The organism is Falsiruegeria litorea R37 (genome assembly GCF_900172225.1).
GTDB lineage: Bacteria > Pseudomonadota > Alphaproteobacteria > Rhodobacterales > Rhodobacteraceae > Falsiruegeria > Falsiruegeria litorea.
The window spans coordinates 1-16,444 of record NZ_FWFO01000006.1; the positions used below are offsets into that span (position 1 = coordinate 1).

Consider the following 16,444-nt stretch of genomic DNA (forward strand, 5'->3'; position numbering starts at 1 on the left):
GACGTCGGTGATGTAGACCACGACCTTGACCAGATGGCTCATGTCACCGCCGCACTCTTCGATCAGCTGGCGGATGTTCTGCATCACCTTGTGGGTCTGCTCGACCGGGTCGTGACTGTCGATGTTGACCGCATCATCCAGGTTCTGCGGACACTGCCCCCGCAGATAGACGGTCTTGCCGCCCTGGGTGACAACGGCCTGACACAGGTCGTTGTCCAGGTTCTGCTCAGGGTACGTCTCGGACGTGTTGAACTTGCGTATGCGTGTATGGGACATTTGTTTTCCTTGTTACGCGACGCATTGCGCCCGATCTTGTTTGGCAAGCCACAACTGAAAGTCGCGGATCGTGCCTTCGTAGTTGTCTTCGGCCAGAGGCCCCGCCAACGCATGAGCCGAGTTCAGCGCCACTTGCATGCGTTCCAGTTTTTCCCTGTCTTCTCGGTTTACGTCTTCCCACAAAGCGATGCGGCGGGCGATGGTTTCATCATCCAGATCGTCGCCATAGGCCGACATCGTCCATTTCACCCGGATCTCACCCGCGCTGAGGGGGAAGATGCTGATCGACACCAACAGACTGGCGGCCTGACTGGCCACTTGCGTCGGGAAGACCGAGAAAAGGGTCGAGCGCAGGCGCTCATCCTCGGACAGGCCCGGCGCACCGTAGCCCCGGGACGGGACGTCCTTGGGGTAATTCGCAGCGTATGATGTGTACCCGTCCCCGCCCAGCAATTTGCGCGCAAGACCCGTGGGCGTGTACCCGTGCAGCGTTTCTGGGTGCACCACCGACAGGTGATACCCTTCCATGAAGTTCTCGACGAGACACTTCCAATTGGTTTTCCACACTTCTTCGGCCACATGCACGAGGCGGAACTTTTCGCTCTCATACGGCGCCAACAGCGCTTCAAGCTCGGGATAGTGGAACGGCTCGGCATCAGCGTCGAGGCTTACATAAATGAATCCGTTCCAGATTTTCACGTTGTGACGATACAGCCCGCATTTCTTGGCATCGAAGCCTGCGTTTTTCATCCGCGCCGCCCGCATCAACGCGCCATCCAGATCATAGGCCCAGGCGTGATAAGAACAGACAAAGCGCTTGGTCTGACCACGCCCTTCGGCCAAGGGCATGCCCCGGTGGCGGCAAACGTTGGCCAGGACCGCGACCTTACCGTCGGATTGGCGCACAACGATCAGCGGCTCGTTCAACAGTTGGGTCGCAAAGTAGTCCCCCGGCTCGGGAACCTCGTCCACGCGTCCTAGGCAATGCCAACCCCGACGCAGGACCGTGGCGGCCTCGTGTTGGAATTGCGATGGATCAGTGTAGAACGCCCCCGGCATACACATCGGGCGATCTGCTGGCAGGGAAGCAAGTTCCTGCAGTTGCTTGCTCAGTTCGCTGTACATCTTCAGGCCCCCTCCTTGGCGTCAGAAACTGCGATCTTGGGTTCAAAGCTTGGGTCCATCCGGCTCATGAGGTATTGTGCAAAGTCGAAATTCGGACGCTCGAGATGCGACAGATGCCCCGGCTCGGCCCCATCGGCACAAAGGCCGCGATAGACTTTTTCGGTGCAGCCGCGATCTTCGACGTTGACCTCATCAAGCAAAGTCTTCAGCTGGACCAAGTTTTCCTGCGCCTCGGCGTCATCGGCATAGTCATCCGACATGCCGCCGCCAAAGCGGATCTGAACCTGAGACGGCCCCTTGGGATGCAGGCTGAGATACCAGAAATAGCCCGGCGTCAGCGTGATCAGCAAGCTGGGATAGATCGCCAACAGGAAGGTCGTGCGCCGCTCATCGCCCTGCAAACGATCGTTGCTGGGGTGCGCCATGGCAATCCGCAGCGTCTCATCCTTGAGGATGGTGTGATAGTTGAACGCCCTGCGACCCGGCGGGCAGATCATCTCGTCCAGCCGCGACAGCCCGCCGATGGTGCCCGCGTGGCAAACCGGCAGGTGATAGCTTTCCATGAAGTTCTCGGCCAACACCTTCCAGTTGGTGTCCCACAGATGTTCTTCAAAGAAAGTCTCGGTGTAGTTGGTCATGTCGTAGCCTTTGACCAACTCCTCGACCTCGCTCAACTGCTCGGCCACCGGCTGCGCATCCGGGTTCAGGGTGACAAAGACCCAGCCCAGCCATTCCTGGCAGGCGATGTTGGGCAGGGAATAGTCATCCTTGCAGAACGCCTTGTTCCCGTTCATCGCAGGTGCGCCACGCAAAGACCCATCCAGATTGTAGGTCCAGGCGTGATACGGGCAGACGATCGACTTGGTCTTGCCCCGCCCATGCAGCAGGGTCGACATCCGGTGGCGACAGACATTGGAATAGGCCCGCAATTCGCCATCCTTGTCCCGCAAAACGATGATGGGCTGGTCGGCCAGCTCACAGGTTACATAGTCGCCAACTTCGGCCAGAGAGCTGGCACGGCCCACACAGAACCAGTCTTTCTTGAAGATATGCTCGATCTCGTGAGCCAGAAACTCGTCAGTGTAGTAGACCGACGGTGGCATGGCGCGGGCTTGATCAAAGGGGGCCGACACATTCTTGCGCAGCGCATCGACGGGGTTTTCGATGGGGTCAAAGACGGTCATCTCAATTCTCCTCACGTGGCGCGTTATTCAGCGGCGGCTGCAGGGGCTTCGGGGACATATTCGCGATAGTTTTTCTGGATGGCTATCTGATCTGCGACATAGGCCGCGTCGTGCCAGACCCCCCAGATAAACGTCGAACCGCGGCGCGATTGCCAGGGAAGTCCAAGAAAATAGATCCCCGGCTCGTTCGAGACACCGCGCTGGTGCACAGGGGCGCCGGTTTCATCAAAGGCATCGACCTGCATCCAGCTGAAGTCTTGACGGAAGCCCGTCGCCCAGATGATCGTGGTGATTCCTGCCGCTTCCAAATCCAGTTCGCGGATCGGGTTGGTCATGCACTCGGGGTCGGGCAACATGGTGCGTGCCTCGGGCTCCATCGGCAGGTCCAGACCCATCTTGTCCGCGTAAGCATCAGCCTGATCCAGCATGTCGATATAGTTGGCATCACCCGCGGAAATGTTTTCGCAAAGGTCGCTGTCGATCATCAGCTTACCATCCGCAAAGCCGCTGGCCCGACCCAGAAGAGTCATGCCGTCATGCGCCAGGCGACGGAAATCGACGGTCTTGCCACCCTGCGCACCACTGACCGAAATGGTCACGTGCTCGGTTCCCGGCTCTTTGGCCGGGATGTCCCACAGACCCAGAACACCCAACCACCAGCAATAGTCGCGGCCCCGATAGGCGCGCGGCGGACGGTCATGGGGGCCGACACACAAATAGGTCTTGCGGCCTGAACGCTGCAGCTCGTCCGCGATCTGGCCACCCGAAGACCCGGCACCGACTACCAGAACAGCACCCTCGGGCAGGTCATTGGGATTGCGGTAGGTAGACGAATGCATCTGCGTCACGCCCGCACTTTCTGGCACCAGCGGGGGGATGACTGCATGCTGGAAGGCGCCCGTGGCCGCGATGACCGAGTTCGCCTCGATCACGCCGTCCGAGGTTTCGACGGTAAAGCCCGACCGCTCCTCGTTCCGTTTCAAGGATGTCACCTCAATGCCTGTCCGGATCGGAGCTTCGATCTTCTGGGCATATGCATTCAAATAATCCGCCACCTGTTCCTTGGGCGGGAAAGCATCTGCGCCACAGGTGGTGAAATGCAGGTTTGGAAACCGGTCGTGCCAGGCAGGGCCATTGGCCACCAGAGAATCCCACCGACGCGAGCGCCATGCCTCGGCCACACGATGCTTTTCCAGCACCAGATGAGAGATCGAATTGCGGCTCAGGTGTTCGCTCATTGCGATCCCGGCCTGTCCGGCACCCACCACCAGGGTATCGACGTATTCCACCATCTCTCTTGGCTCCTTTAGCTGTGACAGAAGCAACCCTGCCACGGCGAAAAGCGCTCAAAAAGAACAGTCTCTCTTACTGGGAATTAGGCGTTGCCTAATTGGAGGTTCGCCCCCACTAACAATCTGCAAAAGTTATGGTGGGAAATTCTTAAACAACACCCGATCAGGTCGGCCATGGTAGTGAGTATGTCTTGACGTTGGTGAAGAATTTCATCGCCTCGATCACGCCCTCTTTGACCCCATTTCCGCTATCCTTGATGCCCCCAAAGGGCGACATTTCAATCCGATAGCCGGGTTGTTCCCAAATGTTGCAGGTGCCCACATTCAGCCCGTTGATATAGGCAATTGCCCGGTGCAGGTCGTTTGTGCAGACACCCGATGACAAGCCAAAAGCCGTACTGTTCGAAATGCGCATCACCTCGGCATCGTCGTCCGGTACGCGCACAATCGGAATGATGGGGCCAAAAGTCTCTTCCATCACCAACTCACAATCATGCGGCACATGGTCGACCACGATGGGCGGCAGCAGCGCGCCGACACGCTCGGGGTGGTACAGGATGTTCGCGCCCATCTTGGCCGCGGCCAACAGCCGATCTTCGAACAGTTTTGCCGCGTCCGCATGGATCACGCAGCCCAGTTGCGTTTCGGGATCCCGAGGGTCACCAAAGTGGATTGCCTTGGCCTGTTCCACAACAAAGGGCACGAACCGATCCGCGACACTCTCTTGTACCAGAATGCGTTTGATCGCGGTGCACCGTTGGCCCGAGTTGCCGGTCGCCCCTGCCACGGCCAATGCCGCCGCCCTGTGCAGATCATCCTCGTACAGGTCATTGCAGACGATCAGCGGATCATTGCCGCCCAGCTCCAGCGCCTGACGTTTATAGCCCGCCTTCTGCGCAATCAGCTTTCCCACCGGCACACCGCCGGTAAAGGTAATGACGTCGATATGGTCGTTCGTCACCATCTCGTCCCCGATGTCACCGGGCCACCCAGTGACCACCTGAAACATCTCGGGCGGCAGCCCGGCCTCATACAGAATATCGGCTAGCGCAAGCGCCGTCAGCGGCGTCAGCTCGGTCGGTTTGCACACCATACAGTTGTTCGTGGCAATCGACGGCGCGATCTTGTGGCTGACCATGTTGAGCGGATGGTTGAAAGGCGTGATGGCCGAGATCGCCCGGACCGGTTCACGCATCGTGTAAATCTTGCGCGCCTTGCCATTGTGGGTCAGATCGCAAGAAAACACTTCGCCGTCGTCTTTCAACGCCTCGGCAGCCGCGAATTGAAACACATCCTGCGCGCGCTTGGTCTCATAGATTGAATGCTGGTGGCAGATACCAAGTTCCAGCGTCAGCCATTTCGCCAGCTCCTCCCGTTTTTCCCCGATCAGCTCGGCCGCGCGGCGCAGGATTTCGCTTCGTTCGTGTCGCGTCAGTTTGGGCGTGTAACGCGCAGCAATTTCAAAGGCCCGCGCGGCATGCTCTGGCTGACCTGCAGGAACGGTTCCGACCACCTCATCTGTATAGGGGTAATGAACCGGGATAGTCGCGTCCGTGAACACCACATCACCCCCGATCCGCATCCCTTCATGCCGCTGGTCCACCATAACTCTGCTCCGTCCTGACTTGCTTTGACCTTAGCGAGTTTGCCCACAACACCTAAGAGCCAAGGCAGACCCGCCTATACAGCCAGACATGTAACAGTTATTTAACCAGCCCATTCCAACCAAGCCTCGGGTGATCCACGAAATACGTTGATATCCACATTCCCAGCGATTCCAGGCACAATCCCGGTGCCGGTGTATTGCCAGAAGGTCCACGGTTGGCGTGGATAAACCTCGCGCGGGTGACCAGCCACCGACCGCAACCAGAACTGCGTCGCGCGCAGCTTGCCGATTCCGGTGTCACGGTAGAAATCAACCGTCGTATAAACGATCGGTCGCTTGCCGTAATGGCGCTCTAGGATGCTCAGGAATTTCAACGCCTCGGACCGGACCGTTGCCCCATCGGGACGCTTTGTGCAGGTTCGTGAAGTTGGGTTCCATTCCATATCCAACACATGGGGCAAGGCGTTAGGGTCTTTAGGCACGTTCTGAATGAACCAACGGGCTTGCTCAGCAGCTGTTCGGCAGAAGTAATAGTAGTGATACGCGCCATAGCGGACCCCGGCCTGTCTGGCGCCATCGCGGTGTAATTCGAATTTCGGATCCGCGACGTCGCCCCCTTCGGTTGCCTTGATAAAGGCAAAACTCACACCTGCATTGCGCGCGACACGCCAATCAATCGCCCCCTGCCAGCGAGAGATGTCGATGCCATGCACCGGATAGGCCCGAGGCGATCGTCCCTCCCACTCGTGCGGGTCGCTGTCACCGAACTTTGGATAAGTAACCACCGGGCCGCCGACGGGCGAGATTCGCGCTGTCTGAGGTTCGGGCGCACGCTGCCTTGACCCGCAGGACACCAAGCTCAGCGCTACAAAAACCAAAACTAATTTCTTGAACATTTATCACTCCGGGCTTTGGGCAAAACGGCCCGCCTTACGCCATTAGATGACGCCGCGCGCGGGTTTGGCCACCTCTTTTTCTGCGCACACGGCCATTTGGTTGGATCATGCCGTTTGCCTTCGTCGACCTTGGCCCTCATAACAGGCAAAACCTTTGAAATTCAGCGTCAGGACCTCCCCATGACCCGCACCGTTTTCGTCAATGGCTCCTACGTGCCCGAGGATCAGGCCACCGTTTCGATCTTTGATCGCGGGTTCCTGATGGGGGATGCGATTTATGAGGTCACGACGGTCATCGACGGCAAGTTGATCGAGTTTCCCGCCCATATGGCACGACTGGCTCGTTCACTGGCCGAGATCGAAATGCCGTTTCAGGTGGACGAGGACGCGCTGCTGGCGATGCACCGCGAATTGATTGCCCGCAACGATCTGGACCAGGGCATGATCTACATGCAGGTCAGCCGCGGCCCGGCGGATCGGGATTTTGTCTACCCCGCCGATCCCAAACCCACGCTGATCGCATTCACACAGTCGATCCCATGGCTTTCGATGCCGTTCATCGAGACCGGGTTCAAGGTCGTATCCTGCCCCGACAAACGCTGGGGTCGCCGTGACATCAAAACGGTGCAGATCCTGTGGACCTGCATGAGCAAGGTCGACGCGCAGCGCAAAGGGGCCGACGACGTCTGGTTTGTCGAGGACGGGTTGGTGACCGAAGGGTCAAGCTGCAACGCCTTCATCATCAAGGGCAACCGCATCATCACCCGCGCCTTGTCTCACGACATCCTGCACGGCGTCACCCGCGCGGTCATTCTGGAGTTTGCCAAAGAGCAAGGGTTGGAGATCGAGGAACGCGGTTTCTCCGTCGCCGAAGCACAGCAGGCGGACGAGGCCTTCGTCACTGCCTCTCCCCTCTTTGCGACCGGAGTGGTTGAGCTGGATGGCGTCACGATTGGAAATGGCAAGCCCGGCCCGCTGACGATGCAATTGCGCGAGGCGCATATTCGCGAGAGTTTGAAACAGGGGATGTAATTGACAGTAAGTAGTCGTCTTTCTTAGCCATATTTCAGTATATGTTAGTTGTAATCTCATTTGACTAAAGAAAGTTGCCCGAGCAAGCCTGGATTCGCGGCAGTGTTATTGAACATAGGAACTTTGTTAAGTTGGAAAGACCAGAGACAAAATTTGATCAGGTTGTCACAAACCGAGAAATTCGCGCCCTTCGACATTCGCGACCTTATCATAACCTTCGAGAAGCGGCTGATCAGTGCATAGAGGCAGGGAACGAGCTAATCGGTGTTGCCACTGAGCAAACCTACTCAAATCTCCTTGCAAGATCGATTGTCATATCATTCGTCACTCACATAGAGGTCTACTTCAGAGACATGCTGGATGCCGTCTTCAAGCAGTGTGATCCCGACTTCTTCACTCCAAAACTGAAGCACATCCACAACTCTAAGTATGGAATTGAAGACTTAATCGATATCTACAAACGGCGAATCCATCCATTAGAGTTGGTTTCAAGTGATGTTTCTTTTCAAAACGTAGATAAGGTAGACAAAGTGTTCTCCAAATTTCTTGGGAAAAGCATATGGAAAGCAGTATTTGATCTTAAGGTACGAATAAAAGACAAGCCAGAATGCGTGGTTTGCTTTGAGCCAGAGCTATTGAACGCTTTGGAAAGAACTTTTTCACTTAGACACGAGCTTGTTCATAATCCTAGAGCAGACTTCAAGCTCAAGGAAAACCAACTGAAGGACATAAGGAACGCAGACGGACTTTTGTTCGCTACCGATATTATTCTTGGCAACATGATCGCAGAGAACATTGATCCAGAACTGCGAATCTCAACCGAATAAACTATAGCTCCAACAGTCGTTCATGGGTGAGCGTTCCCCTGAACACTTGTCAGCTTTAGTGCGCCTGACACGTAAAACGCCCGAGGTTTCCCACGGGCGTTTCTTATTCAAAGGATGAACGTGATCAGTCGATGATCGCGTTCAGAGTTGCACTCGGGCGCATGACCTTGGCCGTTTTCGCAGCGTCGGTGTGGTAGTAGCCACCCAGATCTACAGGCTGGCCTTGAACGGCTGCCAGCTCAGCCAAGATCGCCTCTTCACCATCAGCCAGAGCCTTGGCAACACCGGCAAACTCGGCCGCCAGATCGGCGTCGTCCGATTGTGCTGCCAGGGCTTCGGCCCAGTAGCGCGCGAACCAGTAGTGGCTGTCGCGGTTGTCGGGCTCTCCCACTTTGCGGCTGGGGCTGCGGTTGTGGTCCAGAATGCCTTGGGTCGCCACTTCGGCCGCGTTGCCCAGAACGCCCGCCTTGGCGTTGCCCTGTGCATCAGCCAGGAAGTTCAGCGATTCACCCAAGGCACAGAACTCACCCATCGAATCCCACCGCAGGTGGTTTTCTTCGACCAGCTGCTGCACGTGCTTGGGGGCCGAGCCACCAGCACCGGTTTCAAACAGACCACCGCCCTGCATCAGTTTGACGATCGACAACATCTTGGCCGAGGTGCCCAGTTCCAGGATCGGGAACAGATCGGTCAGGTAATCCCGCAGAACGTTGCCGGTGATCGCGATGCTATCGTTGCCAGCCGTGATGGTTTTCAGCGACTGAGCGGTTGCTTCGCGCGGCGCCATGATCTGGAATTTGTCGGCAACGCCAGCAGATTCCAAAGCGGGTTTGACGTATGCGATCAGCTGTGCGTCATGGGCGCGGTTTGCGTCCAACCAGAAGATCGCCTCGGAACCGGTCAGGCGCTGACGGTCCATCGCCAGTTGGATCCAGTTCTCGATCGGGGCTTTCTTGACGGTGCACGAGCGCCAGATGTCCCCACCTTCGACGTCATGGCTGTGCAACGTCTCACCATTGGCCAGAACGATGCGGATGGTGCCGTCGGCAGGGGCCTCGAACGTGGTCGGGTGCGAGCCGTATTCCTCGGCCTTTTGCGCCATCAGGCCAACGTTGGCCACGGCACCGGCGGTGGTCACATCCAGCGCGCCGTTGGCTTTGAAGAAATTGATGGTCTCGTCATAGACGGTCGAGTAGCAGCGGTCAGGGATGACGCAGTTGGTGTCGCCCTTCTTGCCTGCGCCGTCCCAGCCCTTGCCGCCTGCGCGGATCACGGCAGGCATCGAAGCGTCGATGATCACGTCCGACGGCACGTGCAGGTTAGTGATGCCCTTGTCGCTGTCGACCATGTACATCGCCGGACGGTCTGCGGTGACCGCTTCGATGGCTGCCATGATCTCGGCATCGTCTTTGACGCGATCCAGCAGGTCACCCATGCCAGAGTTCGGGTTCACACCCAATGCGTCCAGCTTGTCGCCGAACTGCTCGAACACCGGGGCCAGCCATGCCTTGACCGCGTGGCCAAAGATGATCGGGTCGGACACTTTCATCATGGTCGCTTTCATGTGAAGCGAGAACATGGTGCCGTCTTTCTTGGTGTCTTCGATGGCCTCGGCCAGGAACGCGCTCAGGGCGCGTGCCGACATGAACGTCGCGTCAGCAACGGTGCCCTCGTCCAGCGGCCAAGCGCCTTTCAGAACGGTCACGGCGCCGTCTTTGCCAACGAATTCGATCTTGGCAACACCGGCCTGCGCGGCGGTGATGGTGGCCGAAACTTCGTTTGCGTAGAAGTCATTGCCGGGCATCGACGACACTTTGGTCTGGCTCGACGCATCCCAAGCACCCATCGAATGCGGGTTCTTCTGGGCATAGTTCTTGACCGCGCGGGCGGCGCGGCGGTCGCTGTTGCCTTCGCGCAGAACCGGGTTCACAGCCGAGCCCTTGATGGCGTCATAGCGCGCGCGGACATCTTTTTCCGCGTCGGTCTGCGGCTCTTCGGGATAGTCGGGCAGCGCGTAACCTTGGGCCTGCAGCTCTTCGACAGCGGCAACCAGCTGCGGCACCGAGGCCGAGATGTTGGGCAGCTTGATCACATTGGCGGCGGGTGTCTTCACCAGCTCACCCAGGGCGGCCAGGTCGTTGGACTGGCGCTGCTCGTCGGTCAGGCTTTCGGGAAAGGCCGAAATGATGCGCGCGGCCAGCGAAATATCCGGCGTGCCAACAGTGATTCCAGCCGAGGAAACGAACTTGCGGATGATCGGCAGGAACGAGGCGCTGGCCAGTTCGGGCGCTTCGTCTACAATGGTATACAATAGATCTTGGGTTGAGTTTTCGACCATTTTTCTTACCTTCTCGCCCTTCCTGGGGCGTGCGACTAAGATGAAACTCATGCAGCGGGCTGCTGCGGCTGGTGTGGGGCGAACGCCCCGGCCCCGATGTCAGGGCGCGCACAACATCTCACTGGTGTGCGAATGCCCCCCATTTAGATGAACTCTTTGCAACGTTCAATCGACTGCGCGCCGATTCAAGGCGCGCAATTTGACCCAGTCTGCAAGTTTTTCTGTGATCTTGCCGGAAATGCCCGAATTTCGGGCAGCTCTCAACGCATCACAAATGGATCGGGAATCGGATCATCCGAGGTACGAAGCCACACTGCTTTGACTTTGGTATAGTCCAACGCGGCCTGAATTCCGCCTTCGCGACCATGTCCGCTCAACCCATGTCCACCAAAAGGCGCGATGGGGGACACCGCGCGATAGGTGTTGACCCAGACGATGCCGGCGCGAATGCCCCGGATCATCCGATGCGCGCGGGTCAGGCTGTTGGTGAACACGCCCGAGGCCAAACCAAACGCTGTATTGTTGGCGATCTCAAGCGCCTCATCTTCGGTGTCAAAGGACAGGACCGACAGAACCGGGCCAAAGAACTCGTTGGTGATGCAGTCGGCTTCGGGTGCGTCCGAACAGTCGATGATCGTCGGCGGAAAGTAGAATCCATCACCTTCCAAAGCCGAGCCACCGGTAATCACTTTGGCCCCTTGTTGTTCTGATGCCTTGATCAACGCAATCGCCCGCTCACGCTGGCGCAGCGTACACAGCGGCCCCACTTCGGTCGCCATATCATCCGGCGCACCGATCACCACCTCTTGGGCTTTGACCTTGAGGCGCTCAAGGAACTCATCCTTGATCGTGTTCGAAATCACCAGACGCGATCCCGCTACACAGCTTTGCCCTGTAGCCGCAAAAATCCCCGACACCTGCGCATTCAATGCGCTTTCGATGTCAGCGTCCTCAAAGACGATGAACGGCGACTTGCCTCCCAGTTCCAGAGAGGTCGACGCTAGGTTCTCGGCCGAGTTGCGCACGATATGGCGGGCCGTTTCCGGTCCGCCCGTAAAGGCCACATGGTCAACCTTTGGGTGACTGGTGAGTGTCGCGCCCGCCTCGGCCCCGCCGGTAATGACGTTCAGCACACCTTTGGGAAAGCCCGCCTGATCAAAGATGCGGGCAAATTCCAGCATCGGCGCGGGGCCGTCTTCGCTGGCTTTCAGCACAACGGTACAGCCCGCCGCCAAAGCAGGCCCGATCTTGACCGCCGACAGAAACAGTTGCGAGTTCCACGGGACGACAGCCGCCACAACACCCACGGGTTCACGGCGCAACCAGACCTCCATATCCGGTTTGTCGATGGGCAGATGCGCGCCCTCGATCTTGTCGGCCAGCCCGGCATAGTAGCGGTAGTATTCCGCGACATAAGCGATCTGCGCGCTGGTCTCGCGGATGATCTTGCCCGTGTCGCGCGTTTCCAACTCGGCCAGACGCGGCGCGTTTTCCGCCACCAGATCCGCCAGTTTCAACAGCAGCTTGCCCCGCTGCGTCGCCGTCATCAGCGCCCAGTCAGACGACAGAAACGCGCGTTCCGCCGCCTCGACCGCGCGGTTTACATCCGCGACGCTCGCCTCGGGCATCCGCGCCCAGGGTGCGCCCGTTGCAGGATCAAGGCTGTCGAACTGCGCCGCACCATCATCAAACGCGCCGTCAATGTACTGCTGAAACTGTTGCATCATCTGTCCTTATTGAAACGCGGGCATCACGTCATTGATGAACCGCTCAAGCGAGGCTTTCTTACGCTCGAAACTCATGCTCGAGTCGATCCAGAACGAATACTCATCATACCCCAACGCCTCATATTTCTTGAGCCGCTCGATCACCGCATCCGCTTCGCCGATCACCAGATCACGTTCCATCGCTTCGGGCGAATAGAACGGATGGGCGGCCATTTCCTCGTCGCTCAGCGTTTTGATCAAGCCCTGGTCGACGGGGCGTTCGTTTTTGAACCACGCGCCAAAGTAGTTGTAGAACCGGTTCAGTTCCTCAGCACCCAGTTTCACATCCTCGGGGCTGTCAGCCACATAGGTGTGCAAGAGCAGCATGATCTTGGGACGCGGGCGTTCGGGGAATTTGGCACAGGCGTCGTTGAATTTGACCATCAGGCTCTCGATCTCGCCATCACCCTGCCACAGCGGCGTCACCTGCACGTTGCAGCCATTGGACACGGCGAACTCATGGCTGTTGGGATCGCGCGCCGCGACCCAGATTGGCGGGCCGTTTTCCTGAACCGGCAACGGAGAGGACGTGGTCGAGGGGAAGGAATGAAACTCACCCTCATGCGCATAATCCCCCTCCCACAATTTTTGCACCGCTGGGATCAGCTCGCGCATGCGCTGACCTGCTTCCCAGGCGTCCATGCCCGGCATCATGCGCTCGTATTCATAAGAATAGGCGCCGCGTGCGATGCCCAGATCAAGACGGCCGTTGGTGATGATGTCGGTCATCGCCGCCTCACCCGCCAACCGGATCGGGTGCCAGAAGGGTGCAATCACGGTCCCGGTGCCAAGGCGCACATTTTTGGTATGACGCGCCACGTCGATCAGGTTCAGGAAGGGATTGGGTGAGATGGTGAAGTTCATCCCATGATGCTCGCCCGTCCAGACCGCGTGCATCCCGCCCTGATCGGCGATTTTGCACAGTTCAATGAACTCGTCATAGAGCTGCTTTTGATCCTCATCCGGAGAGATCCGCTCCATATGCGCAAACAGTGAAAATTTCATGCCTCAACTCCCTGACATGATCGGGCGGACTTTGCCGCTGATTTGATCGCCAAAATAGATCCCGTAGTTGCCAAGTCGATTTTCACCGGCAAAGCGTTCGAGCATGATGCGAAGGGCCGGGTCGGCCACATCCATCAAGGTCGATTTGCTCAGCTCGGTAAAGCTGCCCTGTTTGGGCGCGCCTTCGCCCGCCTGGCACAGAAACGAGATATGCTGGTGTTCGCGCGCACCATCTTCGAAAACGGAATAGATAAAGCCGGGATCGGCAGGCACACCGGCCTCGGCGATCAACCGGGTCAACGCGGCGGTGGCCCCTTCGGCCCCGACCGGCATTTGGGGAAGTGTCACACCACCCAGGCCATCATCCACCATCAGAACCTCGTCACCACGCGAGATCAGAGCGCTCACGACGAGCTTGGCGCCTCGCCGCAACGCTTCGGCCTCGGCCGCCGGGGTGACATAGGCGCCCCGGGAATAACCAAGACCGGGCGCGGTGCTGGTGTCAAAGGCTTCGACCTTGCCGATCAGGATGACATGATCACCTGCTGGAACCGTCTGATGCATCGAGCAATCGAACCAGGCTGAAACATTCTCAAACACGGGTGAGCCGTGCGGCCCTTTGGTCCAATTCACGGCAGAAAACCGATCCTCAACCGGGCGCGCAAATGTGTTCGACACATCCTTTTGCCCCTCGGACAACACATTGACCGCAAACCCGTTGGCCTGTGTCAGCGCATCGTAGTTCTGCGAGGAGTTGGCAAGACACACCAGCACCAACGGCGGATCAAGCGAGACCGAGGTGAACGAGTTGGCCGTGAACCCCAGCGGGTTTCCATCAGCGTCATGTGAGGTCACCACCGTCACACCGGTCATGAACGTGCCAAAGGCGTTGCGCAAGGCGCGCGGGTCAATCGTGGTCATTCCGGGCTCCCTTTCGTGGCTGGGCGGGCCAGCCATGTTTGAAGGATATCAGTCACAACATCAGGCGCGGTCAAATTCACCATATGCCGGTGGTCTTCAATGATCACAGCCTCGCCATCCTGTGCGGCATCTGCCATCGCTTGCGACATCTCAGGCGTGGAGTTCGGATCACCATCGCCGGTCAACGCCAGCATCGGACAGGCCACTTTGGGCCAGCCATCGGCATAAGTGTCATCGCCGCGCGCAAATGCAGAGTACGCCGTGGCATAGCCGCCCTGATCCACCTGTCGCAGCCAGTTGGCGACTTGATCACGTGCCGCCATTTCTTGCGGACCAAACCATCGGTTCAAAGGTGTTTGCAGATCGACCGGACCGTTGCATATCTCATCCGCGCGTGCTTCGACCGCCTGGCGGGCATCGGCTGACCTGCGGTAGACGCCATTCACCACGGCCACCCGTTTCACCTGATCGGGATGTTCGATCGCCATGCCACCAGCAATCAATGCCCCCATCGAATGACCCGCCAGATTGACCGGCCCGAGGTTTAAAGCGATCAGAACCGCACTGGTCCAGGCGACAAAATCCGGCAGTTCTGACGCCTCGGGCAAGGGATCGCTGCCCCCATGCCCCGGCATATCCACGGCAATCACGTGATGGGTCGCCGACAGCGCGTCAACCTGCGGGCCCCAAGCCGCCGATTGCATGCCGACCCCGTGGATCAGCACCACCGGCTCGCCCTGCCCCGCCTCGCGATAGGCGATCTGGCCGTATGGCTCAGACAGCTGCAGGGTTGTCAACGTCATGGCCCAGATCCTTGAGATCCTGATAGCGGTCGCCGATCCGGTGATGTGGGCGGCCACCAATACTGGCACCCAGTGCGATCACGATCTCATCCGGCCCCGGCGCATCCGCAACCGAGGTCTGGATGGTCAGATAGTGCGAGCGGCGGCCCGCGTCGTTCTTGTCCATCAATGGGATCAACAGCGGCGCGTTGGCCGGACCGCGCGTGTTGCAGAAGGAAAGATAGCTCTTGGCCCCAACCGCCTCGCGGAAGTGATTGCCAAACCGCAACGTATGGATCAGGCCCGAAACATGCTCGACCTCGCCATTCACGCCGACGATGCCGGACTTGCCATACCCTTCGACTTTGTCGCCGCCGCCAGCCGCGTCGATCACCATCTCGGTCAGCAGCTCACCCAGTCCCGGCGCGCAATCCAGAATGCCGGGCTTCAAGTCCTCGACAAAACCCTGTCCGGCCCACGGGTTCCGCAGAACCGCAATGGCCGCAATCATCTTGAGCGGCGTGGCTGCTGCCTTGCCGCCTTCGATCAGGGTGTTTTCGACGAACAGCTGTGTCTTGCGAATTTCTGCGGGCATTGAGGCACCTGAATCAAAGAGTGAGTCGTTGGCAAGAATATGGTATACCATTATACCATACGTCAAGATGACCTTGTTCCACGTCCTGCAGATTGTTAGACATCCGCCATGACCCAAACCGGCTTTCCCGACCTCAAGATCGACCACACCCCTGTTACCTTGCGCGAAATCGTGCAGGAGAAGATGCGCGAAGCCATCATCGAAGGGCATTTCGAACCCGGCCAACGCTTGGTCGAGCGCCCTTTGTGCGATCAACTGGGTGTCAGCCGAACGGTGGTGCGGGAAACCATCCGCTATCTCGAAGCCGAAGGGTTGGTCGAGATCCTTCCCAACAAGGGACCTATCGTGGCCAATCTGGATTGGGACGATGCGCGCCAGATCTATGACATTCGCCGGATGCTGGAATCTGCTGCCGCCATGGCCTGCGCAGAGTTGGGCGACAAGAAAACCCGCAAGGCGTTGAAGGCAGCACTGGCAGATCTGGAAGGGGCCTTTGACGATGGTTCGCCCCGCGCATTGTTCAAGGCGACGGCGCAGTTTTATGAGGTCATCTTTACGGGTGCTGGACATGCCATCGCGTGGGAGGTGGTCAACCGCTTGAACGGGCGCATCAGCCGGTTGCGGGTCATGACGTTGTCGACGGCTGATCGCAAGAAACCCGGCCTTGGACATATGACAGCGATCTACAATGCGATTGCTGACGGTAATCCCAAAACAGCCCGTGATGCGGTTCACGCCCATATCGACGATGCATCCACAATCGCCAAACGCCTGTTGGCGCAAGAAGAGGAATAGAGCG

15 protein-coding genes are annotated in these 16,444 nt (G+C 58.3%); 3 read left to right on the top strand and 12 right to left on the bottom strand.

The features are described 5' to 3' along the window. The 6 genes from TRL7639_RS20830 to TRL7639_RS20855 form a co-directional block, all read right to left on the bottom strand. Nucleotides 1-276: RidA family protein (locus TRL7639_RS20830; protein WP_085797837.1), on the bottom strand; the 276-nt coding region annotated here is incomplete at its 3' end. A 12-nt stretch (nucleotides 277-288) separates the two neighbouring features. Then, nucleotides 289-1,401, bottom strand: a complete 1,113-nt coding sequence (locus TRL7639_RS20835) for an aromatic ring-hydroxylating oxygenase subunit alpha (RefSeq protein ID WP_207559705.1) — start codon at nucleotides 1,399-1,401, stop codon at nucleotides 289-291. Between the two features lie 2 nt (nucleotides 1,402-1,403). Then, nucleotides 1,404-2,585, bottom strand: coding sequence for an aromatic ring-hydroxylating oxygenase subunit alpha (locus tag TRL7639_RS20840; protein ID WP_085797838.1), 1,182 nt, complete (start codon nucleotides 2,583-2,585; stop codon nucleotides 1,404-1,406). A gap of 23 nt (nucleotides 2,586-2,608) precedes the next feature. Further along, nucleotides 2,609-3,877, bottom strand: coding sequence for a flavin-containing monooxygenase (locus TRL7639_RS20845; RefSeq protein ID WP_085797839.1), 1,269 nt, complete (start codon nucleotides 3,875-3,877; stop codon nucleotides 2,609-2,611). 163 nt (nucleotides 3,878-4,040) lie between these two features. Then, the gene (phnY, locus tag TRL7639_RS20850) at nucleotides 4,041-5,483 is read right to left on the bottom strand and encodes a phosphonoacetaldehyde dehydrogenase (protein WP_085797840.1); all 1,443 of its coding nucleotides are present in this window, start codon (nucleotides 5,481-5,483) and stop codon (nucleotides 4,041-4,043) included. Nucleotides 5,484-5,584: 101 nt separating this feature from the next. Next, the gene (locus tag TRL7639_RS20855) at nucleotides 5,585-6,379 is read right to left on the bottom strand and encodes a glycoside hydrolase family 25 protein (RefSeq protein WP_085797841.1); all 795 of its coding nucleotides are present in this window, start codon (nucleotides 6,377-6,379) and stop codon (nucleotides 5,585-5,587) included. 180 nt (nucleotides 6,380-6,559) lie between these two features. On the opposite strand from TRL7639_RS20855, the gene TRL7639_RS20860 reads away from it, so the two are divergent. Together TRL7639_RS20860 and TRL7639_RS22930 are read left to right on the top strand one after the other, a co-directional pair. Continuing rightward, the gene (locus tag TRL7639_RS20860) at nucleotides 6,560-7,411 is read left to right on the top strand and encodes a D-amino-acid transaminase (RefSeq protein WP_085797842.1); all 852 of its coding nucleotides are present in this window, start codon (nucleotides 6,560-6,562) and stop codon (nucleotides 7,409-7,411) included. A 74-nt stretch (nucleotides 7,412-7,485) separates the two neighbouring features. Continuing rightward, nucleotides 7,486-8,238: a HEPN domain-containing protein gene (locus tag TRL7639_RS22930; RefSeq protein WP_133057686.1), complete on the top strand. Its 753-nt coding sequence runs from the start codon at nucleotides 7,486-7,488 to the stop codon at nucleotides 8,236-8,238. A 124-nt stretch (nucleotides 8,239-8,362) separates the two neighbouring features. Here the strand turns inward: TRL7639_RS22930 and TRL7639_RS20870 are convergent, their stop codons facing one another. The 6 genes from TRL7639_RS20870 to TRL7639_RS20895 form a co-directional block, all read right to left on the bottom strand. Beyond that, the gene (locus TRL7639_RS20870) at nucleotides 8,363-10,576 is read right to left on the bottom strand and encodes an NADP-dependent isocitrate dehydrogenase (RefSeq protein WP_085797844.1); all 2,214 of its coding nucleotides are present in this window, start codon (nucleotides 10,574-10,576) and stop codon (nucleotides 8,363-8,365) included. A 260-nt stretch (nucleotides 10,577-10,836) separates the two neighbouring features. Beyond that, nucleotides 10,837-12,300: an aldehyde dehydrogenase gene (locus TRL7639_RS20875; RefSeq protein ID WP_085797921.1), complete on the bottom strand. Its 1,464-nt coding sequence runs from the start codon at nucleotides 12,298-12,300 to the stop codon at nucleotides 10,837-10,839. Nucleotides 12,301-12,309: 9 nt separating this feature from the next. Beyond that, complete coding sequence (locus TRL7639_RS20880; RefSeq protein WP_085797845.1) at nucleotides 12,310-13,347, bottom strand: LLM class flavin-dependent oxidoreductase; 1,038 nt, start codon at nucleotides 13,345-13,347, stop codon at nucleotides 12,310-12,312. Between the two features lie 3 nt (nucleotides 13,348-13,350). Next, on the bottom strand, nucleotides 13,351-14,268 hold the full coding sequence (locus tag TRL7639_RS23510; RefSeq protein ID WP_085797846.1) for a flavin reductase family protein: 918 nt from the start codon (nucleotides 14,266-14,268) through the stop codon (nucleotides 13,351-13,353). Further along, nucleotides 14,265-15,071: an alpha/beta fold hydrolase gene (locus TRL7639_RS20890; protein ID WP_085797847.1), complete on the bottom strand. Its 807-nt coding sequence runs from the start codon at nucleotides 15,069-15,071 to the stop codon at nucleotides 14,265-14,267. Before TRL7639_RS20890 ends, TRL7639_RS23510 begins: the two co-directional genes overlap by 4 nt. Then, nucleotides 15,043-15,645: an amino acid synthesis family protein gene (locus tag TRL7639_RS20895; RefSeq protein ID WP_085797922.1), complete on the bottom strand. Its 603-nt coding sequence runs from the start codon at nucleotides 15,643-15,645 to the stop codon at nucleotides 15,043-15,045. Before TRL7639_RS20895 ends, TRL7639_RS20890 begins: the two co-directional genes overlap by 29 nt. A 108-nt stretch (nucleotides 15,646-15,753) precedes the next feature. Between TRL7639_RS20895 and TRL7639_RS20900 the strand changes: the two genes are divergently transcribed. Continuing rightward, the gene (locus TRL7639_RS20900; protein ID WP_085797848.1) at nucleotides 15,754-16,440 is read left to right on the top strand and encodes a GntR family transcriptional regulator; all 687 of its coding nucleotides are present in this window, start codon (nucleotides 15,754-15,756) and stop codon (nucleotides 16,438-16,440) included. The last annotated feature ends 4 nt before the right edge of the window (nucleotides 16,441-16,444 follow it).